At 71.8% G+C, this 24,326-nt stretch carries 18 protein-coding genes and 1 tRNA gene; 2 read left to right on the forward strand and 17 right to left on the reverse strand.

All coding sequences use genetic code 11. The features are described 5' to 3' along the window. Positions 1-283 precede the first annotated feature (283 nt). Positions 284-1,180 carry a glycosyltransferase family 2 protein gene (locus ACZ56U_RS06575; protein WP_469082935.1) on the reverse strand — a complete coding sequence of 299 codons (897 nt, stop codon included), beginning with the start codon at positions 1,178-1,180 and terminating at the stop codon, positions 284-286. A 542-nt stretch (positions 1,181-1,722) separates the two neighbouring features. Between ACZ56U_RS06575 and ACZ56U_RS06580 the strand changes: the two genes are divergently transcribed. Then, positions 1,723-2,199 (forward strand): STAS domain-containing protein, encoded by a 477-nt coding sequence (locus tag ACZ56U_RS06580; RefSeq protein ID WP_469082936.1) that lies wholly within the window; start codon positions 1,723-1,725, stop codon positions 2,197-2,199. A gap of 113 nt (positions 2,200-2,312) precedes the next feature. Here ACZ56U_RS06580 and ACZ56U_RS06585 read toward each other — a convergent pair whose 3' ends face one another. The 3 genes from ACZ56U_RS06585 to ACZ56U_RS06595 all read right to left on the reverse strand — a co-directional run bounded on the left by ACZ56U_RS06585 (position 2,313) and on the right by ACZ56U_RS06595 (position 4,204). Further along, a complete protein-coding gene (locus ACZ56U_RS06585; RefSeq protein WP_469082937.1) occupies positions 2,313-3,284 on the reverse strand; it encodes a YihY/virulence factor BrkB family protein in 972 nt (323 codons plus the stop codon). Between the two features lie 113 nt (positions 3,285-3,397). Continuing rightward, complete coding sequence (locus ACZ56U_RS06590; protein ID WP_469082938.1) at positions 3,398-3,754, reverse strand: PRC-barrel domain-containing protein; 357 nt, start codon at positions 3,752-3,754, stop codon at positions 3,398-3,400. Positions 3,755-3,907: 153 nt separating this feature from the next. Then, on the reverse strand, positions 3,908-4,204 hold the full coding sequence (locus ACZ56U_RS06595) for a hypothetical protein (RefSeq protein WP_469082939.1): 297 nt from the start codon (positions 4,202-4,204) through the stop codon (positions 3,908-3,910). A 477-nt stretch (positions 4,205-4,681) separates the two neighbouring features. Between ACZ56U_RS06595 and ACZ56U_RS06600 the strand changes: the two genes are divergently transcribed. Then, positions 4,682-4,855, forward strand: a complete 174-nt coding sequence (locus ACZ56U_RS06600; RefSeq protein WP_469082940.1) for a CsbD family protein — start codon at positions 4,682-4,684, stop codon at positions 4,853-4,855. Positions 4,856-4,961: 106 nt separating this feature from the next. On the opposite strand, the gene ACZ56U_RS06605 is transcribed toward ACZ56U_RS06600, so the two are convergent. The 13 genes from ACZ56U_RS06605 to bldG all read right to left on the reverse strand — a co-directional run bounded on the left by ACZ56U_RS06605 (position 4,962) and on the right by bldG (position 24,170). Further along, the gene (locus ACZ56U_RS06605; protein ID WP_469082941.1) at positions 4,962-5,138 is read right to left on the reverse strand and encodes a hypothetical protein; all 177 of its coding nucleotides are present in this window, start codon (positions 5,136-5,138) and stop codon (positions 4,962-4,964) included. Positions 5,139-5,284: 146 nt separating this feature from the next. After that, positions 5,285-5,358 (reverse strand) — tRNA-Thr (locus ACZ56U_RS06610). 282 nt (positions 5,359-5,640) lie between these two features. Then, positions 5,641-7,239: an alpha/beta hydrolase gene (locus ACZ56U_RS06615; protein WP_469082942.1), complete on the reverse strand. Its 1,599-nt coding sequence runs from the start codon at positions 7,237-7,239 to the stop codon at positions 5,641-5,643. 183 nt (positions 7,240-7,422) lie between these two features. Then, positions 7,423-8,628, reverse strand: coding sequence for a DNA polymerase III subunit delta' (locus ACZ56U_RS06620; RefSeq protein ID WP_469082943.1), 1,206 nt, complete (start codon positions 8,626-8,628; stop codon positions 7,423-7,425). 290 nt (positions 8,629-8,918) lie between these two features. Continuing rightward, a complete protein-coding gene (gene tmk, locus ACZ56U_RS06625; RefSeq protein ID WP_469082944.1) occupies positions 8,919-12,137 on the reverse strand; it encodes a dTMP kinase in 3,219 nt (1,072 codons plus the stop codon). 166 nt (positions 12,138-12,303) lie between these two features. Beyond that, complete coding sequence (gene topA, locus ACZ56U_RS06630; RefSeq protein WP_469082945.1) at positions 12,304-15,132, reverse strand: type I DNA topoisomerase; 2,829 nt, start codon at positions 15,130-15,132, stop codon at positions 12,304-12,306. Between the two features lie 247 nt (positions 15,133-15,379). After that, positions 15,380-15,577: a hypothetical protein gene (locus tag ACZ56U_RS06635; protein WP_469082946.1), complete on the reverse strand. Its 198-nt coding sequence runs from the start codon at positions 15,575-15,577 to the stop codon at positions 15,380-15,382. 141 nt (positions 15,578-15,718) lie between these two features. After that, positions 15,719-18,007, reverse strand: a complete 2,289-nt coding sequence (locus tag ACZ56U_RS06640) for a serine/threonine-protein kinase (protein WP_469082947.1) — start codon at positions 18,005-18,007, stop codon at positions 15,719-15,721. Between the two features lie 162 nt (positions 18,008-18,169). Continuing rightward, complete coding sequence (locus tag ACZ56U_RS06645) at positions 18,170-19,696, reverse strand: DUF7059 domain-containing protein (RefSeq protein WP_469082948.1); 1,527 nt, start codon at positions 19,694-19,696, stop codon at positions 18,170-18,172. 64 nt (positions 19,697-19,760) lie between these two features. After that, positions 19,761-20,363, reverse strand: coding sequence for a small secreted protein (locus ACZ56U_RS06650; protein ID WP_469082949.1), 603 nt, complete (start codon positions 20,361-20,363; stop codon positions 19,761-19,763). 192 nt (positions 20,364-20,555) lie between these two features. After that, positions 20,556-22,964 carry a sodium-translocating pyrophosphatase gene (locus tag ACZ56U_RS06655; protein WP_469082950.1) on the reverse strand — a complete coding sequence of 803 codons (2,409 nt, stop codon included), beginning with the start codon at positions 22,962-22,964 and terminating at the stop codon, positions 20,556-20,558. A gap of 309 nt (positions 22,965-23,273) precedes the next feature. Further along, on the reverse strand, positions 23,274-23,711 hold the full coding sequence (locus ACZ56U_RS06660) for an ATP-binding protein (RefSeq protein ID WP_469082951.1): 438 nt from the start codon (positions 23,709-23,711) through the stop codon (positions 23,274-23,276). 117 nt (positions 23,712-23,828) lie between these two features. After that, the gene (bldG, locus tag ACZ56U_RS06665) at positions 23,829-24,170 is read right to left on the reverse strand and encodes an anti-sigma factor antagonist BldG (RefSeq protein WP_005475923.1); all 342 of its coding nucleotides are present in this window, start codon (positions 24,168-24,170) and stop codon (positions 23,829-23,831) included. Positions 24,171-24,326: the final 156 nt, after the last annotated feature.

Below are 24,326 nucleotides of genomic sequence, written 5' to 3' on the forward strand. Positions count from 1 at the left end.
ACGAGACCGGCCTGGGCAGACAACTGACGTCTCCACAAGACCGGCCTGGCAGATGACCGGCGTCTTCACAAGACCGGCCCGGGCAGACGACCGGCGTCTCCACAAGACCGGCCTGGCAGACGACCGGCGTCTTCACAAGACCGGCCCGGGCAGACGACCGGCGTCTTCACAAGACCGGCCTGGCAGACGACCGGCGTCTTCACAAGACCGGGCTGGGCAGACGACCGGCGTCTTCACAAGACCGGCCTGGCAGACGACCGGCGTCTTCACAAGAGCAGGCTGATCAGATGACCGGGGGTCGTCCCAGCCGGGTGAGCCGCCACACCGTTCGCCAGCGCATGGGCCGTCGCTCGCCCGCCGACTCCCGCACCCCTTCCGCGAACCCGCCGAACCAGGCGCGCAGCCCCGGCATCGAACGGTTCCGTACGAGCGTGAGCAGCACCCAGACGCCGAGGTGGACCGGGACGAGCGGGAGCGGCAGTCGGCGCCGGGCCAGCCAGACGCGGTTGCGGGCGTTGACGCGGAAGTAGACGGCGTGCCGGGCGGGTGAGGTCTTCGGGTGCTGGAGCAGCAGTTCCGGCGCGTAGAGGATCTTCCAGCCCGCGTCGGCGGCCCGCCAGGCCAGGTCCGTCTCCTCGTGCGCGAAGAAGAACCGGGCCGGCCAGTCCCCGATCTCGTCGAGCATCGTCATGCGGAAGCCGTGCCCGCCGCCGAGGAAGCCGGTGACGTACCCGCCGCGCAGCGGATCGGAGGCGCCGACGCGGGGCACGTGCCGCCGCTGGGTCTCCCCGTGCTCGTCGGCGATCCGGAACCCGACGATGCCGAGCCGCTCGTCGGCCGCGAACAACTCCTGTACGCGGCGCAGTACATCGGCGTCGACCAGCAGCCCGTCGTCGTCCAGCTCGACGACGACGTCGACGTCGCCGAACTCCCGCAGCCGCGCGATCCCGACGTTGCGTCCGCCGGGGCAGCCGAGGTTCTCCTCCAGCTCCACGACCGTGACCTCGCCCGGCAGCGACAGCCGCTGGGCGAACTCCGGGAGCCGGCAGCCGTTGCCGACGATCACGATCCGGGTGGGCGGCAGGTCCTGTTTGGCCACGGACTCCAGCAGGGCGTCGACCTCCTCCGGCCGGTTCCCCATGGTCACCACGGCGACGGCGACGCGCGGCGCCTCCCCCATGCCCTCACCTCATCCCGGATCGCGAAGTACCGCCGCGATGCTAGCCGTTCACTGTGAGGACTTCTCACGTACGCCCCGGCGCCGACACCGGTTCGCCTGCCGGCACCGGTTCGCCTGCCGGCACCGTCAGCCCTCCGCGGGCGGCTCCCACCAGGCGACGGGACAGGGAAGGTCACCGGGGTCCGGCACGCCGTCCGCCCGAAGGCGTCGAGGTCGACGCAAGCAGCGCCCGGGTACGGGGAATGGCCGACGTCCGGCCGCCCGTCCGACCGGGTCGAGGACTATGCTGCTGTACGGACGCCCCAGATCCCGGCGGCTTGTCGTCGCTCGACACACATGGCTGTGAGGAAACGGGCCTTGGTCCGTCACCCGGCACAGCCCTGGAGGGAACTGTGTGGGTCCTCGGTCCTGTCGCGCAGGCCCCGGACCGGCCGTCGTTCCGCCTCCACCGCACGTACGTCCCTGCCGGGAGCGCGTGACGGGGTCCGGGAATCCCCGCGTCACCGCGTGCGCTGCCGGACGGTCTCCCGAACCGAGGCGTCATGCCCCTCCCACAGCTCACCGTCCACCGCCATGACCGAAGGCACCGGGCCCTCATCACCCTGGCCGGTGAGATCGATCTGGAATCGGTGCCGCTGGTGCGCACAGCACTGGCGCGGTGCCTGGGCGACGGTATCCGCACCATCGACGTCGACCTCACCCCCGTCACCTTCTGCGACTGCAGCGGCCTGAACGCCTTCCTGGACGCGTCACAGCGGGCCGCCGTGGCCGGCGGGGCCTTGCGACTGCACCACCCGCCACCGACCCTGGGCTTGATACTCGACCTCACCGGCTCGGGAGCCCTGCTCCTCGGCCTGCCCGCTCGGGCACCTGCCACCTCCTCCGCACCGGAAGTCCCGGCCGTGAGCAGCCCGCCATTCCGCACCGACCGAACCGACCGCACCGACGTGTCCCGTTTCCGCCGGTCCTCTCGGGCGATGGACAGGGACGGTCCGGCCCAGGCAGGGACGGCCCCGTAGGGGCGCCGGTCCGAGGTGGCCGCATCTCATCGACGACGCGAACCCCTCCCCGGACTGGTGGCCTGACCACCCCGGCGCCGACTGCCGCCTCCGCACGAGGAACCGCGCTCGGATCAGGGGCCGTGCTTCTGGAGGTGCGGTGCCGCTGGTGCGTCGCTGTCGACCGGCGCCCGCTGTGGTGCGGCGGCGGTCGCGGGGCCGATCTCGCGCTCCGGGCCGTCATCCTCGGCGGTCTCGCCCGACCACGCCTCCGTACCCGTCTGCGTCGCTGTCCAGGCGGTGCAGTACAGCAGCAGCCTGGCCATGAGATTGATCCACAGCACGACGGCGACCGGCACGGCGAAGGCGCCGTACATGCTCTTCCCCGCGACGCCCTGCAGATAGCCGGTGAGCAACCACTTGAGCAGTTCGAAGCCCACCGCACCGATCAGCGCGGCGACCACGACCGCGCGCCGACCGGGATGCACCTGCGGCAGCCGGGTGAGCAGGTAGACCAGCAGGAGGAAGTCGACGACCAGGGCGATGGCCAGGCCGACGAGGAACAGCAGGGCCCGTCCCACCCCGCCTTCAATGCCGGCCTTGTCGGCGGCCCAGCCGACGGCGATGTTGGCGAACACCGAACTGCCGATCGCGACCAGCCCGACCGCGCCGAGGCCGACCAGCACCATGGAGTCCTTGAGCTTGAGCAGGAACGGATTGCCCGGGTCCTGCTCCTTCTCCCACACGGCGCGCAGAGACCCGCGCAGGGCGCTGACCCAGTTGACGCCGATCACGAGCAGCAGGGCGCCCGCGATCAGTCCGACGGACCCGGCATGCGCGACGAGACTGTCCAGGTCCAGCAGGTCGGAGAGGCCGGGCGCCTGGTCGGCGATCTCGTCCTTGAGGTTCCCGAGTTGGTCGTCGCTCAGCAGCTTGGCGCTGATCGCCACGCCCACGGTGATGAGTGGAAAGAGCGCGACGAAGCTGGTGAAGGTGATGGCCGCGGCGAGCCGGGCCCAGTGGACCCCGTCCAGCCGCATGAACGCCCGCCCGGCGTGCGTACGCAGCAGCCTTCCGATCACCGGCAGTCTTCTCAGCCACTCCATGAGCGACACCCACTCCCTGCGTATCCCACAGCCCGGGGGAAAGGCGTCCAGTGGAGAAACCGCACCGCCTCGGGCCGGTCAGGCAGGGGTTTCGGCGACGGCCAGAAGCCGGCTCAACGGCGCGCCAGTTGCCGTTCTCCGGCCGCACCGGGCTGGTAGGTCAGACCGTAGTGCTGGAAGATCGCTTCCTCCTGCTCGGCCGGCAGCACGCTGTCGGTGCCGATCGAAGGGGCCTGCCTCACCAACGCTCGGACAAAGGCGACCTTGAGATAGTCCGGCCCGGCGATCGCACCCTCGATGGGGACGAAGACCAGGCGGTGCCGGGTGGGCAGTCCCGTGCGTACCGTGGCCATGGCCGGTTCGTCCGTGGTGGTGTCCACATAGACCGCCTCCAGGACGCCGATCTTGCGCGACTCGTTGTCGACGACATCGCGGTTGCGCCATTCCCGGACGTCGGCTGTGTGAATCATGAGCTTCCCCTTCCGGACGGCTCAGCCGCCGGTGGTGAGCGGACGCTGCGGCGTGCACCGCGGCGGCTTTACGCGGCGGAAGATGGAGAGACGACCGCGGCCACGTGTCTCTGGATGTCGGCACCTGTCGGCACCTGTCGCCACCTTCATCGGTCACCCGCGGTGTTCGTGGTCCCGGCGGGCCTCGCGCCCCCAGCGCGCCCGGTTCTGGCGGCTGTAGCGGCGCTCCCAGCGGTCCTGACGATCCCGGTGGTCCCGGTACTCCCGGTAGTCCTCGTAGTCCCGGTAGCCCCCGGGAGCCGAACCCCCGCTACGGCTCCGGCCTCCGCCACCCTCGCGGGCGTGCCGGGCCGTGCCGAAGACCAACACGGCTGCGGCCACCCACCAGATGGGGTTCATGAAGCCGAGGCCGAACAGGACCACGACCAGGATGAGAAGCAGGACGAACACCGCGGGCCTCCCGGAGCGGAGCAAAGCAACGCTGCCGGGGGCTGGGGCCTGTACGGACAGCGTAGTCCTCCCCGGGGGTTGCGGACAGAGGCCCACGTCAGGGTGGTTCGCCGGGTCCGGGGCTCCTCCGAGGGCGGCCTCGCGCATGAGTGCCGGAACCTGCCCGTGCCCAGCGGGCCTCGGTGCCGGTCGGGACCGCGTTGACAAGGGAGGATGCCGGGCGTTGACTGGCAGTACGGTGTAGGACCATGCCACTCCGGACAATCCGGACGCGCGGCATTGCCCCTTCCCGCTTCGCCCGGACCCCGCGGAACCAAGCGCATCTCCGCGATCCGGAGGCCCCGCGATGACCCTTTGGCTTCTTCTTCTCCTTCTGCTGATCCTGGTGGTCTTCGGGTTCGACCCTGCCCGCAGGACCATCGGCCGTGCGGCGATCACATGCGGCACCCCACTCACCCGACAAGCAGGAGGCCGGCCATGAGCGTCGGACGAACGATCAAGCACAAGGCGCAGGAATTCAAGGGCCGGGCCACCGAGCACATCGGCCGGGCCACCCGAAACAGACGCTTGCAGCGCGAAGGCAGGACCGACCGGGTCGTCGGCAACCTGAAGCAGTCCGGCGAGAAGGCGAAGGACGCCTTCAGGCGGTGACCACCGGACGCCCCGGGTGGTGCCCGCGTCGCGTGGGCGCCACCCGGCGGCCAGGGGCTGAAGCGCCGATTCGGTCCCCCGCGCCCCCGAGTTCCGTCCGGGCGGTTCAGCGGAGGGTCGGTACGGCGAAGCGCAGGATGCGTCCCCAGGTGGAGCAGGAGCCGTACTGCCGCCACAGCGGGTCGGTGACGTACGGGATGTCGTACCGCTCGCAGACCTCGCGCACCCGCGGGGCGATCTCCGCGTAGCGGTTGCCGGGCAGATCCGGGAAGGCGCCAGCCACGCTGCGGTGGACACAGGTGAGGCGGGGTGCCGGCGGATCGGGTGGCACGAACGGAGGAGGCACGGAGGAGGCTGTGTCGGCCGACGCCGGGGCCGAGAAAAGCAAAAGCCCCAGGTCACGGCGAGTGAGTCCTGAGGCTTCGGCAGAGCCGCCTTCGGGATTCGAACCCGAGACCTACGCATTACGAGTGCGTTGCTCTGGCCATCTGAGCTAAGGCGGCGCGCTGTCCGCACTATGGTGCGATCAGCAACGTCGGTAAGTCTACACAGTTTCCGGAGGTGCTCCGCACCAGCCCCGGAGGCAGCCCGGAGGCACCCCGCAGGCACCAGAAGCCGCCCCGGAGGCAGCCGCCCGAGGCCGGGAGAAGCGGCTTCGGGCGCCCGGAGGGAGAGGCTTCGGGGCCGGGCAGCGAGGCTTCCGAACCGCCCCCGCCCGTGAACCGCCCCCGCCCACGATCACCCCCGCCCTCGACCGCCCCCGCCCGCGACCACCCCCACCCGCGTCACCCGCAGCGCTTCCCCTCCGCAGGTGCGGTCCCCCGAAGGAGGTACGCGTTGATCGCGGCGTCGATGCAGGCGCTGCCGCGGCCGTACGCGGTGTGGCCGTCGCCCTCGTAGGTCAGGAGGCGGGACGAGGAGAGCTGGGCGGCGAGGGCGCGGGCCCAGCGGTACGGGGTGGCCGGGTCCCGGGTGGTGCCGACGACGACGATCGGGGCGGCGCCCTCGGCGGTGATGCGGTGCGGCTCACCCGTCGGCCGCACCGGCCAGTACGCGCAGTTCAGGGAGGCCCAGGCGAGGCCCGCACCGAAGACGGGGGACGCCTTCTCGAACTCGGGCAGCGCCTCGCGCACCTCGTCCGGGGAGGAGAAGGCGGCGGGGAGGTCGAGGCAGTTCACGGCCGCGTTGGCGAACATCAGGTTGGAGTAGCGGGCCTCGGCGTCCCGCTCGTAGTAGCTGTCGGAGAGGGCCAGCAGCCCAGCGCCGTCGTTCTCCTGCATCGCCGAGGTCAGCGCCTCGCGCAGTTGCGCCCAGGCCCCCTCGTCGTACATCGCCGCGATCACCCCGGTGGTGGCGAGGGACTCGCCGAGCCTGCGGCCGTCCGCGTCGCCCGTGGGGATCGGCCGGGCGTCGAGTTTTTCGAAGAACGCCTTGAGGTTCCCGCCCACGTCGTCGGCCTTCTTACCCAGCGGACAGTCCGGCTGCTGCACACAGTCCCGCGCGAACGACCGGAACGCCGTCTCGAACCCCGCCGTCTGGTCGAGGTTCAGCCGGCGGGCGGGCAGCGAGGGGTCCATCGCACCGTCCAGGACCAGTCGGCCCACCCGGTCCGGGAAGAGACCGGCGTACGTCGCACCGAGGAAGGTGCCGTACGACGCCCCGACGTAGTTCAGCCTCTCGTCGCCCAGCGCCGCCCGCAGGATATCCATGTCACGCGCCGCCTCGACGGTCGAGACGTGGCGCAGCAGAGCGGCCGATCGGGCGCCGCAGCCCTCCGCGAACTTCCGGTACGCGCCGACGAGCCGCTCGCTCTCCGCCGCGTCGTCCGGCGTCGTGTCGGTCTGCGTGTACGCGTCCATGTCCCGCCCGTTCAGGCACTTCACGGGCTCGCTGCGGGCGACGCCGCGGGGGTCGACGGCGACCATGTCGTACCGGGCGCGGATCTTGGCCGGGTAGCCGATCCCGGCGTACGCCTGGAGGTAGCCGACCGCCGAACCGCCCGGCCCGCCCGGGTTGACCAGCAGTGAGCCGAGCGCCTTGCCGGAGCCGGTCGCCTTCTTGCGGCTGACGGCGAGGCGTACGTCACCGGCGTCCGGCTTGTCGTAGTCGAGCGGCGCCTTCATCGTGGCGCACTCGAATCCGGGCACCCCGCAGCTGCGCCAGTTCAGCTTCTGCCCGTAGTACGGCGAGAGGGCGGCCGGCGTGGACTGCGGCAGCGCGGGCAGCACCGCCGCCTCCGCGGTCGTACCCGCGGGACCGCTCCCGGCCGAGCAGGCGGACACCACCAGCGCGGCGACGGCGAGAAGGGCACCGCCGGTACGTGAACGCCGGTGACGGGGCGGGGCGATCGGGTGGGCCGGGCGAGGGCTGCGCCTGAGGTACATCAACCGAGCGTAACTCTGTGCAGCCGCACGGTTGCCATCTGTGCACAGGGCGGCTCGTACGAGGGACCCCGGTCAACCTGGTGTTGATCAGATCAGGAGGGCGCTTGATCAGCTCGGGAAGGCGGGGGCGCGATCACTCAGGAAAGGGGGGCGAGACCACGCCGTCGGGTCCCCGCCGCTGTCTCAACCCCCTCTCAGCGCCAGCGTCATCGCCTCCACCGCGAGCAGCGGCGCCACATTGCGGTCCAGGGCGTCACGGCACGCGGCGATCGCCTCGATCCGGCGGAGCGTGGCCTCGGGAGAGCTGCCGCGGGCGAGACGCTGCAGAGCGTCCTCGGCGTCCGCGTTGGCGATCGCCACCCGGGAGCCGAGCTGGAGGGCGAGGACGTCGCGGTAGAAGCCGGTGAGGTCGGTCAGGGCGACGTCGAGGCTGTCGCGCTGGGTACGCGTGCGCCGCCGCTTCTGCTTGTCCTCCAGGTCCTTCATCACGCCCGCAGTGCCGCGCGGCATCCGTCCGCCCTGGGAGGCGCCCATGGCCGTCTTCAGCTCGTCGGTCTCCTTGCCGTCCCTCTCCTCGGCGAGCAGCTTGGCGTCCTCGGCGGCCGCGTCGACGAGTTCCTGGGCGGCCCTGAGGCAACCGCCGACGTCCTCGACCCGCAGCGGCAGCTTGAGGACGGCGGCCCTGCGCTCGCGTGCGGCGGGGTCGGTGGCCAGGCGCCGGGCCCGGTCGACGTGCCCTTGCGTGGCCCTGGCGACGGCCGCGGCCACGGCGGGCTCGATGCCTTCCCGGCGTACGAGAAGGTCGGCGACCGCGTCGACGGAGGGGGTCCGCAGGTTCAGGTGCCGGCAGCGGGAGCGGATGGTCGGCAGGACGTCCTCGACGGAGGGGGCGCACAGGAGCCAGACGGTACGGGGCGCCGGCTCCTCGACGGCCTTCAGCACCGCGTTGGCCGACTTCTCGTTCAGCCGCTCGGCGTCCTCCACGAGGATCACCTGCCAGCGGCCGGTCGCCGGTGAGGTGAACGACTTGCGGACGGTGTCCCGCATGTCGTCGGCGAGGATCTGGGTGCCGACGGCGGCGACGGTGGTGACGTCGGCGTGGGTGCCGATCAGCGCCGTGTGGCAGCCGTCGCAGAACCCGCACCCGGGGATCCCGCCGAGCGCCCGGTCGGGGCTCACGCACTGCAACGCGGCGGCGAAGGCGCGGGCCGCCTGGGTCCGTCCGGCACCGGGCGGGCCGGTGAACAGCCAGGCGTGCGTCATCTTCGACGCCTCGGGCGGCGGGACGGCGGTGGCGACGGCGGTGACGAGCGCGTCGGCGTCCCGAGCGGCGGCGGCCAGCTGCTCGCTCACCTTCTCCTGGCCGACGAGGTCGTCCCAGACGGTCATGGGTGGTGCCGCCCTTTCGTCACGGTGGGGTGCTTACGGAGCCCGGTTGGCGTGCGGGCCCCGCCGGGTGGGGGGTGCGGGGTCCATTGTGCGGGTCGGCACTGACAACGACCCCACCGACCGCCGGGCCCGGTCAGCCGCCAGCGGTCAGCGGTCAGCGGTCAGCCACATCGCCCGCCACCGCGCTCAGCCGCGCCCCCCGGATCGCCGACCCGGCACCGCGCTCAGCGGCACCCCTCGGACCAGCGGACCAGCCGCCCCGCGGCCCCGCGGACCCGCCGCACCCGGCATCACCCCCGGCGTCCCCGCCCCCCGCGTCCCCGCCCCTCGCCGAACTCCCCACCGTCACGCGGCCCGAGCAGCTCGTCCGCCAGGGACGGCAGGTCGTCCAGCGGAGTCTCCTCGGCCCAGTCCGACCGGGCCCGCTTGCGAGGCTTCCCCGACTCGTCGACCTGGGGCATCTCCCGCGTACGGCCCTCGGTCCCGTCCGGGCCCGCCTGCTCCTCCCGGAAGAACCCCGGCGGCACCCGGTCCGAGGCGGTCTCTCCCGGCACCGGCGGCAGCACCGCGGTCTCGTCGGCCGCACCCGGCACCACCGGCGGCAGCACAGCCGTCTCGTCGGCGGCCCCCACCGGCGGCAGCACCGCCGTCTCGTCCGCCGCACCCGCGGGCGGCATCGGCAGCTCCGCGGTCACCTCGCTGTCGGAAGCGCCCTTGGCGGGCCCCGCGTCGGCACCCTCTCCAGGCCCCGCGTCGGCGTCCCGCACCGGTCGCAGCACGGCCGTCTCCTCCGCCGGACCACCCGACGCGTTCGTCGGCGTCACCACCGGCGTGGGCCTGGTCGGCGCCTCCGGAGGAACGACCGTCGGCGGTACCGGCGGCTTCTTCGGTCCCGCCGCCGCGGCCGCCGCGGCCTGCTCGGCGAGCCGGCGCGCCTCCTCGGCCCGCAGCAGTGCCTCCTCGGCCTTGCGCTGCTTCTCCAGGCGCCGCGCCTCGGCCTCGGCCTGCAGCCGGGCCTCCTCCTCGGCCTGCCTGCGGCGCCGTTCCTCGTCGACCCTGCGGCGCGCTTCCTCCTCGGCCCGCGCCTTCTCCTCGGCGAGCAGCCGCGCCCGCTCCTCCTCGGCACGCCTGCGCGCTTCCTCGGCCCGCAGCCGGGCCTCCTCCGCCTGCCGTTCGGCCTCGCGGCGCTGCGCCTCCTCCAGCTCGCGGCGCTTGCGCTCCTCCTCCTCGGCGCGCAGCCGGGCCAGCTGCTCCTGGCGCTCACGCTCCAGGCGCTCCTCCTCGGCCTTGCGCGCGGCCTCTTCCTCGGCCTTGCGGCGCGCTTCCTCCTCGGCCCTGCGGCGGGCCTCCTCCTGCTCCCGGATCTCCTGCTCGGACAACGGCAGCAGCTGGTCGAGGCGGTGGCGTACGACGGTGGTGACGGCCTCGGGCTCCTGGCCCGCGTCCACGACCAGGTAGCGCCCGGGGTCGGCGGCGGCCAGGGTGAGGAACCCGGAGCGCACGCGCGCGTGGAACTCCGCCGGCTCCGACTCCAGCCGGTCCGGCGCCTCGGTGAACCGCTCCCGGGCGATCTCCGGGGAGACGTCCAGCAGAACCGTCAGATGCGGCACCAGGCCGTTGGTCGCCCAGCGGTTGATGCGGGCGATCTCGGTCGGGGACAGGTCACGGCCCGCGCCCTGGTACGCAACGGAGGAGTCGATGTAGCGGTCGGAGATCACGATCGCGCCCCGCTCCAGCGCCGGCCGCACGACGGTGTCCACGTGCTCCGCGCGGTCCGCCGCGTACAGCAGCGCCTCCGCGCGGTGCGAGAGTCCGGTGCTGGAGACGTCCAGGAGGATGGAGCGCAGCCGCTTGCCGACGGGCGTCGCCCCCGGCTCGCGCGTCACCACGACCTCGTGGCCCTTGGCCCTTATCCACTCGGCGAGCGCCTCGGCCTGGGTGGACTTCCCGGCGCCGTCGCCGCCCTCCAGGGCGATGAAGAAACCGTTCGACGCGGGCGACGTCACCGGGTCGTCGCCGCCGAGCAGCGCGTCCCGCAGGTCGTGCCGCAGCGGCACCCCGGAGCGGTCGTCGACCTTGGCCAGCACCAGCGCGGCCACCGGCAGCAGCAGCGCGCCGACCAGCATCAGCGTGAACGCGGCACCGCCGTGCGCGAACACGAACTTGCCGTTCTCCAGCCGGTGCGGCCCGATGAGCGCGGCCACCAGCGGCGCGACGACCGCGCCGAGCGCCACGAAGACCCGTACGACCGCGTGCAGGTGCTCGGTTGTGCGGCCGCGGCGGTAGTCCTCGGCCTCCTGGTCGAGCAGGGTGTGCCCGGTGTTGGCGGCGACGCCCGCGCCGACGCCGGCCAGCGCGACGATCAGCAGCACCGTCGTCACGTCCGGGACGAGACCCGCGGCCAGCAGCGCGACGCCGGTGAAGGCGATCGCCAGCGCGAGCAGCCTGCGCCGCGAGAGCGAGACGAGCACCTTGGGCGCCGTACGGATGCCGACGACGACCCCGCCGGTCAGGGCCAGGACCAGCAGGCCGTACGTCACCGGCCCGCCGCCCAGGTCCTTGGCGTGCAGCACGGTCACGGCGACGGACGCGGAGATCGCGCCCGCGACGGCGGCGGAGGCGAGCACCAGCAGCGGGAGCGCGCCGGTGCGGCCCTTGTCGACGCCGGTGCCGGTCTTGGGGCGGCGCATGCCCTCCAGCGGGGAACGCGCGCGTGGCGTCCGCGTGTCGGGCAGCTCCAGGAAGGTCAGCACCGACAGGGACGCGGCGAACAGGCCGGCCGCGACATACGAGGCGAGGGCCGCCTGGTGCTGGTCGAACCAGTCGATGCCGGTGCCCAGCAGGTTGTTGAGGAGTGCGGCGGTGACGAGCGCGGCGGCGGCCAGCGGGATCGCCACGAAGCCCGTGCGCAGCGACAGGCGGCGCAGCGCGTCCAGGTGGTCCGGCAGTGGCCGTACGGTCGCGCCCTCCGGCGGCGGGGCCGGCAGCAGGGCGGGCGCCGCGCTCTCCCGGCACACCGTCCAGAAGCGCTCGGCGACGCCGGTCACGAAGGCGGTCACCAACAGGACGGCCAGGGCGTTGTCCGGCGTCCAGTCGATCCACAGGGGGGCGACGATCAGCGCGAGCGCCCGCACGGCGTCCGCGCCGACCATGGTCCAGCGGCGGTCGAGCGGGCCCTCCTGGGAGGTGAGCGAGGTCAGCGGGCCGAGAAGGACCGCCCCGAAGAGCAGCGTGGCCAGAACGCGCACCCCGAAGACGGTCGCCACTGCGAACGCCACGCCCCGGTAGCCGCCGCCGAAGGAGCCCTCGGCGATCGCCGCCTGGAGGGCCAGGACGACCAGCACCAACAGGGCGAGGGTGTCGCCGACACTCCCCACGAGCTGCGCGCTCCACAGCCTCCTGAGCTGGGGTCGCCGCAGCAGGGCGCGCACGGCGCGCTCGCGGGAGTCCGCGGCAAGGGCGTCGTCTGGGGCCGGGTGGTGGGCCGTTGGCTGCTCGGCTCGCGTCATGCTTTCAGCCTATCGGGCGGCACCGACACCCCGCCGCGCCCGTCCGAACGTGCGCACGCCCCGACACCAAACCGATGCCGGGGCGTTCGTTTTGCGAACCACTGGTGAAGGTCAGCGGCACGACTCGCGTCGCGCCGCCCCTTCGCTCACCGCCTCGAGAGCGCCGTCAGTCCTCCGACGCCGCCTTGGCGGCCGCCGTCTTCTTCGCGGTGGTGGTCGTCTTCTTCGCGGCCGTCGTCGTCTTCTTCGCCACGGTCTTCTTGGCGGCCGCCTTCTTGGCCGGGGCCTTCTTCGCGGCGGCCTTCTTGGCGGGCGCCTTCTTCGCCGTCTTCTTCACGGGCGCCTTGGCCCGCTTCTCGGCGAGGAGTTCGTAGCCGCGCTCGGGGGTGATGGTCTCGACGCTGTCGCCGGAGCGCAGGGTCGCGTTGGTCTCCCCGTCGGTCACGTACGGCCCGAAGCGACCGTCCTTGACCACGACCGGCTTCTCGCTGACCGGGTCGGTGCCCAGCTCCTTCAGCGGCGGCTTGGCGGCGGCCCGGCCGCGCTGCTTGGGCTGGGAGTAGATCTCCAGCGCCTCTTCGAGCGTGATCGTGAAGAGCTGGTCCTCGGTCTGCAGCGAGCGCGAGTCCGTGCCCTTCTTCAGGTACGGCCCGTAGCGCCCGTTCTGCGCGGTGATCTCCACGCCTTCGGCGTCCTTGCCCACCACACGCGGCAGCGACATCAGCTTGAGGGCGTCCGCGAGCGTCACCGTGTCCAGGGACATCGACTTGAACAGCGAGGCCGTCCGCGGCTTCACGGCGTTCTTGCCGGTCTTCGGGGTGCCCTCGGGGAGCACCTCGGTGACGTACGGGCCGTAACGGCCGTCCCGGGCGATGATCTGGTGGCCCGTCGCCGGGTCGGCGCCGAGCTCGAAGTCGCCGCTCGGCTTGGCGAGCAGCTCCTCGGCGAGCTCGACGGAGAGCTCGTCCGGGGCGAGGTCCTCGGGGACGTCCGCGCGCTGGTGGCCCTCGGCGTCCTTCTCCCCGCGCTCGACGTACGGGCCGTAGCGGCCCACCCGCAGCACGATGTCGTTGCCGACCGGGAACGAGGACACCTCGCGCGCGTCGATCGCGCCCAGGTCGGTCACCAGCTCCTTGAGGCCGCCCAGGTGGTCCCCGTCGCCGTTGCCGGCCTCGGCCGCGCCGCCGGCGACCGGGGTGCCCTCGCCGAAGTAGAACCGCTTCAGCCACGGCACGGACTTCGCCTCACCGCGCGCGATGCGGTCGAGGTCGTCCTCCATCCTGGCGGTGAAGTCGTAGTCGACGAGCCGCCCGAAGTGCTTCTCCAGGAGGTTGACCACGGCGAAGGACAGGAAGGACGGCACGAGGGCCGTGCCCTTCTTGAAGACGTAGCCGCGGTCGAGGATGGTGCCGATGATCGACGCGTACGTCGACGGACGACCGATCTCGCGCTCTTCGAGCTCCTTGACCAGGGACGCCTCGGTGTAGCGGGCCGGGGGCTTGGTGGCGTGCCCGTCGACCGTGATCTCCTCGGCGGTCAGCCGGTCGCCCTCGCTGACCTGGGGCAGCCGGCGCTCGCGGTCGTCCAGCTCGGCGTTCGGGTCGTCGGCGCCCTCGACGTAGGCCTTGAGGAAGCCGTGGAAGGTGATCGTCTTGCCGGAGGCGCTGAACTCGACGTCCCGGCCGTCGGCGGCGGTGCCACCGATCTTGACCGTGACGGAGTTGCCGGTCGCGTCCTTCATCTGGGAGGCGACGGTCCGCTTCCAGATCAGCTCGTAGAGCTTGAACTGGTCACCGGTCAGCCCGGTCTCGGCGGGCGTGCGGAAACGATCGCCCGAGGGACGGATCGCCTCGTGCGCCTCCTGCGCGTTCTTGACCTTCCCGGCGTACGTCCGCGGGGCCGACGGCAGGTAGTCGGCGCCGTACAGCTGCGTGACCTGTGCGCGGGCCGCGGCGACAGCGGTGTCGCTGAGCGTCGTGGAGTCGGTACGCATATAGGTGATGAAGCCGTTCTCGTACAGCTTCTGGGCGACCTGCATGGTCGCCTTCGCACCGAAGCCGAGCTTGCGCGACGCCTCCTGCTGGAGCGTCGTCGTACGGAACGGGGCGTAGGGCGAGCGGCGGTAGGGCTTGGACTCGACGGACCGGACGGCGAACTGCGTCTGCTCCAGCGCGGCGGCCAGCGCGCGGGCGTTGGCCTCGTCGAGGTGGAGGGTGTTGGCGCCCTTGATCTGGCCCAGGGAGTCGAAGTCACGGCCCTGCGCGACCCGCTTGCCGTCCACGCTCTGGAGGCGGGCGACGAGGGTCGACGGGTCGCTGGCGTCGCCCGCGCGGCCGGTCCCGAAGGTGCCGGTCAGGTCCCAGTACTCGGCGGAGCGGAACGCGATGCGCTCGCGCTCCCGCTCGACGACGAGGCGGGTGGCGACGGACTGGACGCGGCCCGCCGACAGCCGCGGCATGACCTTCTTCCACAGGACCGGCGAGACCTCGTAGCCGTAGAGGCGGTCGAGGATGCGGCGGGTCTCCTGGGCGTCGACCAGCTTCTGGTTCAGCTCGCGCGGGTTGGCGACGGCGGCCTGGATCGCGGCCTTGGTGATCTCGTGGAAGACCATCCGCTTGACCGGGACCTTGGGCTTGAGCACTTCCTGGAGGTGCCACGCGATGGCCTCGCCCTCGCGGTCCTCATCGGTGGCGAGGAAGAGCTCGTCGGAGTCCTTCAGCAGGTCCTTGAGCTTCTTGACCTGGGCCCGCTTGTCGGCGTTGACGACATAGATCGGCGCGAAGTCGTGCTCGACGTCCACGCCGAGCCGGCGCACCTCGCCGGTGTACTTCTCCGGCACCTCGGCGGCGCCGTTGGGGAGGTCGCGGATGTGCCCGACGCTCGCCTCGACGACGTAACCAGGGCCGAGATAGCCCTTGATCGTCTTCGCCTTGGCAGGCGACTCGACGATGACGAGTCGGCGGCCGCCCTTTGCGGTCTCGCTGGTCGGGGACAACTTCGCTCTTCTCTCCGGATCGACGCTGGGGCCTCCCCAGGCGTCTTCACCCCGGGGTCGGGTCATGGTGACGCTGCGGAGTGTGACGGTACATCCCGCCCCCGTGTCAAACGGGAAAAGCCCGCAACGGCCACTCGAACGGTAACCCGACTACCGCCATTCCTGCCGCCCGGAGTACCCACCGGTCATTTCGAGGCGTACCGGAGGGGGACCTCCCGATTACCGCAACCTCGGCTTTCCCTGGTCCTCAGGCGCGGGTCAGGCACCACACACCGACAACCAGCGCCACCACCGCGGCGAGGCCCGCGACGGTCGCCGATGCGACCGGGCTCACACCGAGCGCGACGGGCTCGCGCTGCCGCACCCGGGTGGCCGTCCATGTCAGCAGTCCGCCTCCGAACAGGGCGAACACCGCCCCCGCGAAGATCGCCGGTCCCCTCTCCATGCGCCCTCTGCCCCCCTTGTGCACCGTCCGCGCGTGTCCAGCCTGGGGAGGTTGACACGCGCGGGCGTCGGCCGGGCGAACCCGAGGTGAACGCCGGAGCGACACGTGGACGGTGCCGGGCGGCTCTTCAGGGAGCCGGGCTCAGACGGATCCGGGCGCGGGTATCTTTCCGGTCGTCCTGCCGTTGTCGGCCCGCCCGACCGTGCAGACGGCCTTCCGGAAGCCGAGCCGCCAGTCCTCCTCGTCGGCCACCCAGCCGAAGACGGTCCGTTCCGGTCCCGGCGCCCAGATCGACTCGAATGCGTTGCCGCAGAGCTTGGTCGCGTTGTCGACGCCTTTGTCGTAGCTCAGCGTCCCGGGCACCTGGATCGTCCCGATCACCTGGTCGGTGTGGGGTCTGCCGCAGTCGGTGAGGGGCGCGTTGTAGCCGTCCTCCTCTTCCTCGTAGACCCAGCAGTCGCCGACGCTCATCTGACCGACCCACAGATCGGAGCCCTCGTCGCGGAAGCGGCCCACCTCACCGCCTATCGCGGCATGGCGGCCCAGTACGAGACATGCCGTACCGCTGTTGGCCGCGGTGAAGCCCTCCTTCGTCGGTACGACGGCGTAGCCGGCCGCGTCCGGCAGGGCGTCGACGACCGCGCGTGTCTGGTTCGCACAGCGCTCGGCCCCCTCCGCGGCCGCGTCGGCGGCGTCGGTGGCCGTGTCGACCGCCACGACCTGTCCGTCGGGCCAGTCCTCGGTGCAGCTGACCTTGCCGAGGTTCGGCACCGATGTGAACGGCGCCCCCGACCAGACCGCCTGCACGCAGTCGCCGGTCTCCAGCGGCTCGGTGAGCCCGACGACATCGCCGTAGGGCAGCACCGGTCCGGTGGGCGGGGCCGAGGACTTGGGCACGCTGGAGGTAGGCGGCTTCTTCTGGGTGGCGGTGTCGTCTCCACCGTCGTCGCCGGTCAGCGAGACGGCCAGCCAGGTGCCACCGGCGACGACCAGCACGGCGGCCACGACGAGCGCGACGACCGCGAGCCGCTTCTTGGAAGGCCCCGTCGGGGGCGGTGGCCCGCCGCCAGGGGCACCCGGCCCGCCCGCGCCCCAGCCGGCGCCGTAGGTACCGCCGGTGTACGGGCCGTGGGGCGCAGGGCCGCCACCGCCCGCGGAGGGGGACGGCGCGTAGGGATTGCCGGCCGCGGGCGACTGCTGCGATACGGAGACCTGCCGCCACGGGGCGTACGGCGAAGGGGGCGCCCCGGCAGGCGTGGCCGGAGCGCCGGGGCCGAATCCCCCGGCTCCCGGAGTCATCGCCCCCGCCGCGCCGCCCACCCCCTGGGGTACCCCGCCCGGAGTGGGCGGTGTCTGCGGAGTGCTCGGCGTCGGTGGCGCACCCGGTGTCCGGGGTGTCGCCGCCCCGAACCCCGCGGGCGGCGGCCCGAAGCCGCCCGGGACCGCACCGGCCCCCGCCGTACCGCCGCCCGGCGTCGCATCCGACCCCGCGGCCGCCACACCCGGCGTCGACCCGGCGCCCGCGGCGCCCGCGCCCGGCGCCGTCGGCCACGCGGGCGAGGCGCCCCGCACCACCCGCTCCAGCCCCCGCGCCACCGTCTCCGGCGAGGACCTGCGCACCGGGTCCTTCACCAGCAACCCCTGGAGCACCGGCGTCAGTTCACCGGCCCGCACCGGTGGGGTCGGCTCCTCCCCCAGCAGCGCCGTCAGCGTGGCGTACTCGCCGTGCCGGTCGAAGGGGCCGCGGCCCTCCACGGCGGAGTACAGGGTCGCGCCCAGCGAGAACAGGTCCGCGGAGGGAGTCGGCGGCTCACCCCGCGCGCGTTCCGGGGCGAGATAGCCCGGTGTGCCGAGGATGCCCGCGGTGGCGGTGAGCCGGGGTTCGCGGGACTCCGGTCGCAGCGCGATGCCGTAGTCCGTGAGGAGCACGCGTGCGTACGGGTCGCCCGAAGCGTCCGACGCCAGCAGGATGTTGGCCGGTTTCACATCCCGGTGGAGGATGCCGATGCGGTGTCCGGCGGTCAGCGCGTCGAGCACGGCGAGCCCGATCCGGGCCGCCTGCGCGGGCGGCAGGGGCCCCGAACGCCGTACGACCGCCTGGAGGTCGACCGCGTCCGGCACGTACTCCATGACGATCCACGGCAGCCCCTCGTGGACCACCACGTCGTGCACGGTCGCCACATGCGGATGGCCGCGCAGCCGCGCCGCGTACCGGGCCTCGCTGCGGGCCCGCGCGACGCGCTGCGCGGGCTCGGTCGCGTCCATCGGCACATCCGCGAGCGCGATCTCCTTCATCGCGACCTCGCAGGCCAACTCCTCGTCGTACGCGAGCCAGACACGGCCCATGCCGCCCGCGCCGAGTGTGCGCAGCAGCCGGTAGCGGCCGTTGATGACCCTGTGCTCGCCCTGGTCCGGCGTATCCCCCGCCATGGCGCCTCCCCCCGAGACCCGAGACAGCGCGCCTCCCCCGAGGGCGCGTGCACTCTGTCTCTCGAAGGTAGCTTCGCACGTGCCACTGACAGGAGACCTTTTCAGGATCAATCCCGCCAGATCGGGCACACCCGCCTCACCGGAGCGCGTTCACCTCACCGGTCACGCGGGATCAAGGAACCCCTGCTCCACCAGCAGCCGGATCTGCGCGGGCGTCCGGTCCCGCAGCGACACCGGGTCCTCGCCGACCAGTTGCGCGATCGCGTCCAGGATCCGCCCCGCGCTCAGCGAACCGTCGCACACCCCGGCGAAGCCCGCGCCGACCGTGTCGACCTTGGTGGCCCGGCGCATCCCGCGGTTCTGCCGCAGCACGACATGCTCGGGATCCTCGGCGCCGGGCAGCCCGACCTGCTCCTGGACGATCTCGGGAGCGAGCTTGAAGTGGCCCGCGAGCAGCGCCGCGTCGTCGTGCTCGCGCAGGTGGTCCAGGCGCTGGAAATACGCCCTGACCGTGTCGCCGAGCGGCTGCTCGACGGGGTGCGGCCACTCCTCGGCGACCACCGACGGCTCGGCGGCCCGAGTCCTGCGCAGGGTGATCCAGCCGAAGCCGACACCCTTGACCTTGCGCGCCTCGAACTCGTCCAGCCAGGCGTCGTACAGCGCCCGGTACTCGGCCGGGTCCCCGCGGTGGTCCCCGGCGTCCCTGAGCCACAGTTCGGCGTACTGCGTGACGTCCTGGACCTCGCGCTGCACGATCCAGGCGTCGCAGCCACGCGGCACCCAGGACCGCAGCCGGTCCTGCCAGTCCTCCCCCTCCACGTGCTGCCAGTTGGCGAGGAACTGCGCGAACCCGCCCTCGTTCAACCGCTCCCCCGCCTGCTGAACGAGCGAACGGCACAGATCGTCCCCGCCCATCCCGCCGTCCCGGTAGGTCAGCCGCGCGCCCGGCGAGATCACGAACGGCGGGTTGGAGACGATCAGGTCGTACGTCTCCCCGTCCCTGACCGGCTCGAACAGCGAGCCCTCGCGCAGGTCCGCCGCGGGGGCGCCGGACAGCGCCAGGGTGAGCCCGGTGATGTGCAGCGCGCGCGGGTTGAGGTCGGTCGCCGTCACGCGCGTGGCGTGCTGCGCGGCGTGCAGCGCCTGGATGCCGGAGCCGGCGCCGAGGTCGAGGGCGGAGGTGACGGGCGTGCGGACGGTGATGCCGGCGAGGGTCGTGGAGGCGCCGCCGACACCGAGGACGACGCCCTCGTCGCGGCTGCCGATGCCGCCGGCGCCGCCGACCGCGCATCCGAGGTCGGACACGATGAACCAGTCCTCGCCGCCGGGCCCGCCGTACGGGCGTACGTCGACGGTCGCGGCGACCTCGTCACCGGACGGCCCGCCGGCCCGCGTGAGCCACCCGCTCTCCAGACAGGCGTCCACGGGCAGTACGTCCGCCACGCGCGCGTGCGGCACGGGCTGCTGCAGCAGGAAGAGGCGTACGAGCACCTCCAGCGGGGTGTCCCCGCGGGTCGCGCGCAGTGCGGGCACGGTCTCGCTGCGGGCGAGCGCCGCGTACGCGGGCGCACCGAGCAGTTCGAGCAGCCCGTCGGCGGTGAAGGAGGCGCCCAGCAGGGCGTCCCTCAGGCGCGCGGCGACGTCGGGGCGGTCGGCGGAGGGCAAGGGGGCAAGGCCGGCGTTACTCACGCCCCCATTGTGAACCGGCGCCGCGGGCGATGCCTACGGCGCCGGGACCACGCGAGGGTGGTTGTCAGCCGGTGGTGGCCGACGGCGCGGCGGAGGCGCTCTTGCAGCTCTCCTGCTGCGCCATCGCCTGGCCGACCTCGCCCTCCTCGAGGGTCTTCAGTGCGTCGCTGCCGCTCGTGCTCAGCTTGTCGAGCTCGGTCGCGATGTCCTTGAGACCGTCGGCGAACTCCGCCTGGTCCTTGGTGTCGAGCTCGTCGACCTGCTTCTGCAGGGAGGCGTAGGACGAGGCCAGGCTGTTGAGCTCCTTGACGGCGTCCTGCTGCTTCGTCTCGGCGTTCTTGGCGTCGCCGGTCTCCGGCGCGCCCGCCTTCTGGACGGCGGCCCCGATCGCCTTGTAGGCCTCGGCCATGTCCTGGAAGGCCTGGGAGTCCGTCTCCTGGACGTCCTTGGGCGTGCTGTTGTCCGAGGTCTCCTTCTGGATCGCCGTGTTGGCGGCCTCGATCTTCTTGGCCTGCGGCTGCACAGCGGTGCAGACCTGCTTGGCCCACGCGTCCAGCTTCTCGCTGTTGTCGTCGCCGCTGCTGCATGCCGACAGTGCCATCGCCAGTACCGCACCGCCGGACAGCGCGGCCGCGAGCTTCTTGTTCACCGGATTGGTCCCTTCCATGGCTCCTCGGCCCCGGAACATACACGGCAGATGGAGGAGATCCACAGATCGGACGTCCATTACATCACCTATTAGGGCCATTTGCACCAAGTGAGAGAAGGCTCACGAAGAGGGCGCGCACACAAAGGGCGGGCGGAGCCGCGTCGAAACGCGCCCCCGCCCGCCCCGTGAGCAGGCTGCCGCTAGGACCGCCTACGAGACCACCGCGGCGTCGGCCGAGTTGGCCACCCTTTTCGTCGCCCCGTCCTCGTCCCCCATGGTGATCCCGCGCCGCTTGGAGACATAGACCGCGCCGACGATCACGAGGAGCGACAGGACGGAGATGGTGATCCGCACGCCGATGCTCTTGTCCTCGCCGTAGCTGAACTTGATGACCGCGGGCGCGATGAGCAGCGCGACGAGGTTCATCACCTTCAGCAGCGGGTTGATCGCGGGTCCGGCGGTGTCCTTGAAGGGGTCACCGACCGTGTCGCCGATCACGGTCGCGGCGTGGGCCTCGCTGCCCTTGCCGCCGTGATGACCGTCCTCGACGAGCTTCTTGGCGTTGTCCCAGGCGCCGCCGGAGTTGGCGAGGAACACCGCCATGAGCGTGCCCGCGCCGATCGCGCCCGCGAGGAACGAGCCGAGCGCCCCGACGCCGAGCGTGAACCCGATGAAGATCGGCGCCATGACCGCCAACAGACCCGGTGTGGCCAGCTCACGCAGGGCGTCCCGGGTGCAGATGTCCACGACCTTGCCGTACTCCGGCTTCTCCGTGTAGTCCATGATCCCGGGGTGCTCGCGGAACTGCCGCCGCACCTCGTAGACCACGGCACCCGCCGACCGGGACACGGCGTTGATGGCGAGTCCGGAGAAGAGGAAGACGACCGCCGCGCCCGCGATGAGACCGACGAGGTTGTTGGGCTGCGAGATGTCCATCATCAGGCTCATCGGCGCCCCCTCGCCGGACAGCTTCTCGCCGACGTCCCGCGCGCCCGTGAAGATGGCGTCGCGGTACGACCCGAAGAGCGCCGACGCGGCCAGGACGGCGGTGGCGATGGCGATGCCCTTGGTGATGGCCTTGGTGGTGTTGCCGACCGCGTCCAGGTTGGTGAGCACCTGTGCGCCCGCGCCCTCGACGTCGCCGGACATCTCGGCGATGCCCTGCGCGTTGTCGGAGACCGGCCCGAAGGTGTCCATCGCGACGATCACACCGACCGTCGTGAGCAGACCGGTGCCGGCCAGCGCCACCGCGAACAGCGCGAGCATGATCGACGTACCGCCGAGCAGGAACGCCCCGTAGACGCTGAGGGCGATCAACAGCGCGGTGTAGACGGCCGACTCCAGACCGACGGAGATGCCGGCGAGGACGACGGTGGCCGGACCGGTGAGCGAGGACTTCCCGATGTCCCGGACGGGGCGGCGGTTGGTCTCGGTGAAGTAGCCGGTCAGCTGCTGGATGACGGCGGCCAGCAGGATGCCGATGCCCACCGCGACGAGCGCGAGGATCCGCGGGTCGCCGTTCTTGGCCGCGATGGCCGAGTCGGTGACGCCGTCGAGGTCGGCGTACGACGAGGGCAGGTACAGGAACACGGCGATCGCGACCAGCACGAGCGAGATCACCGCGGAGATGAAGAACCCGCGGTTGATCGCCGTCATGCCGCTGCGGTCGGACCGCCGCGGTGCCACCGCGAAGATGCCGATCATGGCCGTGAGCACACCGATCGCCGGGACGAGCAGCGGGAAGGCGAGTCCGGCGTCGCCGAAGGCGGCCATGCCGAGGATCAGCGCGGCGACCAGCGTCACGGCGTACGACTCGAAGAGGTCGGCCGCCATGCCCGCGCAGTCACCGACGTTGTCGCCCACGTTGTCGGCGATGGTCGCGGCATTGCGCGGGTCGTCCTCCGGGATGCCCTGCTCGACCTTGCCGACCAGGTCGGCGCCGACGTCGGCGGCCTTGGTGAAGATGCCGCCGCCGACACGCATGAACATGGCGATCAGGGCGGCCCCGAGGCCGAAGCCCTCGAGCACCTTCGGCGCGTCGGCCGCGTACACCAGCACCACGCAGGAGGCGCCCAGCAGACCGAGCCCCACCGTGAACATGCCGACGACGCCGCCCGTGCGGAAAGCGATCTTCATTGCTTTGTGCGAGACGGCGGTGAGATCCTTTTCCGGCTCACCTTCCGCAGGTGTCGCTTCCCGTGCCGCCGCGGCAACGCGCACATTGCTGCGCACGGCGAGCCACATGCCGATATAGCCGGTGGCCGCCGAGAACGCCGCGCCGATCAAGAAGAAGACGGATCGACCGGCGCGCTGATTCCAGTCGTCCGCGGGCAGCAGCATGAGCAGGAAGAACACGACCACGGCGAATACGCCGAGCGTGCGCAGCTGCCGGGCCAGATAGGCGTTCGCGCCTTCCTGCACCGCCGCCGCGATCTCTTTCATGCTGTCGGTTCCCTCGCCGGCCGCGAGCACCTGGCGTACCAGGACGCCCGCGACCACGAGCGCGGCCAGTGCGACAGCGGCGATCACCCAGATGATGATCCGGTTGTCGTCGGTCAGGACCGCGGCCGCGAGGGAAGTGGGATGGTCCAACTGATGAGGGGTAGAAAGCCCCGCCATTCGTCCTCCTTGACGCTTGGGCTGAGCTCAAGATGTGGACGGATTGTAGGTAGCGGAACCTGATCAAAACAGTGCGCGGTAAACGGAATTAGCCTTCACATGCTCTACAGCAAAAGATCGAGGTCACGCCAGGAGACCCGAAAGAGGTAACGCCTCAAAAGCATTGACGCTTGATCGAATTATCGCGTGATTGATCGTGAATTCTTTCACGAATTCCCGGGCGCGATCATTCCACGGGCGCGCGGATGCCCCCGGACATGCCGAAGGGCCCTACTCGGTAGGGCCCTTCGGGGCAGAACGGGGTGTCGGTCAGGGCAGCGCCGCGGCCAGCGGAGTGGTCGGCCAGGTCATACGGATCGACCCGCCCTGCTCCCCTGCGGTGACCTCCACGTCGTCGACCAGGCCGCTGATGACCGCGAGGCCCATCTCGTCCTCGTCGGTCTCCACGTCCGGGCTCTCGGCGGCCCCGCCGGGCGCCCGGTCACCCGGGGCCGAGCGCGGCGCCTCGTCGCCGACCTCGATGGAGAACTGCTTCTCCTCCTCGATCAGCAGCACCTTCACGGGTGCGGTGATGCCACTGTTCTGGTGCAGTCCGACGGCACGGGAGCAGGCCTCGCCGACAGCGAGCCTGACCTCGTCGAGAACGGCCTCGTCCACTCCGGCCCTGCGCGCCACCGCTGCCGCCACCAGACGGGCGGTCCGGACGTGCTCGGGCAGCGCGCTGAAGCGGAGGTCAACGGTGGCCATGCATCCCCCTCGGAACTACGGGCGTGCTGTCGGGGGACCGGGGCTGCCGAAGCCCGGACCCCCCTGTACAACGGCCGCCCCGGGTTCGGACCTTGTTCCGCGCCCAGGGCGGATCGGTCAGTCGGTGGCCGCCACCGCTTCGTCGACCGAGGTGTGGATCGGGAACACCTTGGTCAGACCGGTGATGCGGAAGATCTTCAGAATGCGCTCCTGGTTGCAGACCAGGCGCAGCGAGCCCTCATGGGCACGCACCCGCTTCAGTCCGCCGACCAGTACGCCGAGCCCGGTGGAGTCGAGGAAGTCCACGCCCTCCATGTCGACGACGAGGTGGAAACTCCCGTCGTTCACCAGCTCGACCAGCTGCTCGCGCAGCTTGGGCGCGGTATATACGTCGATTTCGCCACCGACCTCGACGACCGTGCGATCGCCGACGGTACGGGTCGACAGGGACAGGTCCACGGATCCTCCAGCACCTTGCTACTCGAGCGGTCGTCCCGCGGGACACCTCGGCTTGAAGCCCCCAGGACGGTTCGCCAGCCGCGATGGCATTCAATCACTTACGGCAGGCGTGCACGACGCCTTGGTCCCATTGTCCGTCACGCCAGTGACACACTC

This window comes from Streptomyces sp. NPDC034103, assembly GCF_055575395.1.

What these genes read in the sequence shown, in the direction of transcription:
- ACZ56U_RS06575 (WP_469082935.1), bottom strand. Translation starts at nt 1,180, where the DNA reads ATGGGGGAGGCGCCGCGCGTCGCCGTCGCCGTGGTGACCATGGGGAAC.
- ACZ56U_RS06580 (WP_469082936.1), top strand. Translation starts at nt 1,723, where the DNA reads ATGCCCCTCCCACAGCTCACCGTCCACCGCCATGACCGAAGGCACCGG.
- ACZ56U_RS06585 (WP_469082937.1), bottom strand. Translation starts at nt 3,284, where the DNA reads ATGGAGTGGCTGAGAAGACTGCCGGTGATCGGAAGGCTGCTGCGTACG.
- ACZ56U_RS06590 (WP_469082938.1), bottom strand. Translation starts at nt 3,754, where the DNA reads ATGATTCACACAGCCGACGTCCGGGAATGGCGCAACCGCGATGTCGTC.
- ACZ56U_RS06600 (WP_469082940.1), top strand. Translation starts at nt 4,682, where the DNA reads ATGAGCGTCGGACGAACGATCAAGCACAAGGCGCAGGAATTCAAGGGC.
- ACZ56U_RS06615 (WP_469082942.1), bottom strand. Translation starts at nt 7,239, where the DNA reads ATGTACCTCAGGCGCAGCCCTCGCCCGGCCCACCCGATCGCCCCGCCC.
- ACZ56U_RS06620 (WP_469082943.1), bottom strand. Translation starts at nt 8,628, where the DNA reads ATGACCGTCTGGGACGACCTCGTCGGCCAGGAGAAGGTGAGCGAGCAG.
- tmk (WP_469082944.1), bottom strand. Translation starts at nt 12,137, where the DNA reads ATGACGCGAGCCGAGCAGCCAACGGCCCACCACCCGGCCCCAGACGAC.
- ACZ56U_RS06635 (WP_469082946.1), bottom strand. Translation starts at nt 15,577, where the DNA reads ATGGAGAGGGGACCGGCGATCTTCGCGGGGGCGGTGTTCGCCCTGTTC.
- ACZ56U_RS06640 (WP_469082947.1), bottom strand. Translation starts at nt 18,007, where the DNA reads ATGGCGGGGGATACGCCGGACCAGGGCGAGCACAGGGTCATCAACGGC.
- ACZ56U_RS06650 (WP_469082949.1), bottom strand. Translation starts at nt 20,363, where the DNA reads ATGGAAGGGACCAATCCGGTGAACAAGAAGCTCGCGGCCGCGCTGTCC.
- ACZ56U_RS06655 (WP_469082950.1), bottom strand. Translation starts at nt 22,964, where the DNA reads ATGGCGGGGCTTTCTACCCCTCATCAGTTGGACCATCCCACTTCCCTC.
- ACZ56U_RS06660 (WP_469082951.1), bottom strand. Translation starts at nt 23,711, where the DNA reads ATGGCCACCGTTGACCTCCGCTTCAGCGCGCTGCCCGAGCACGTCCGG.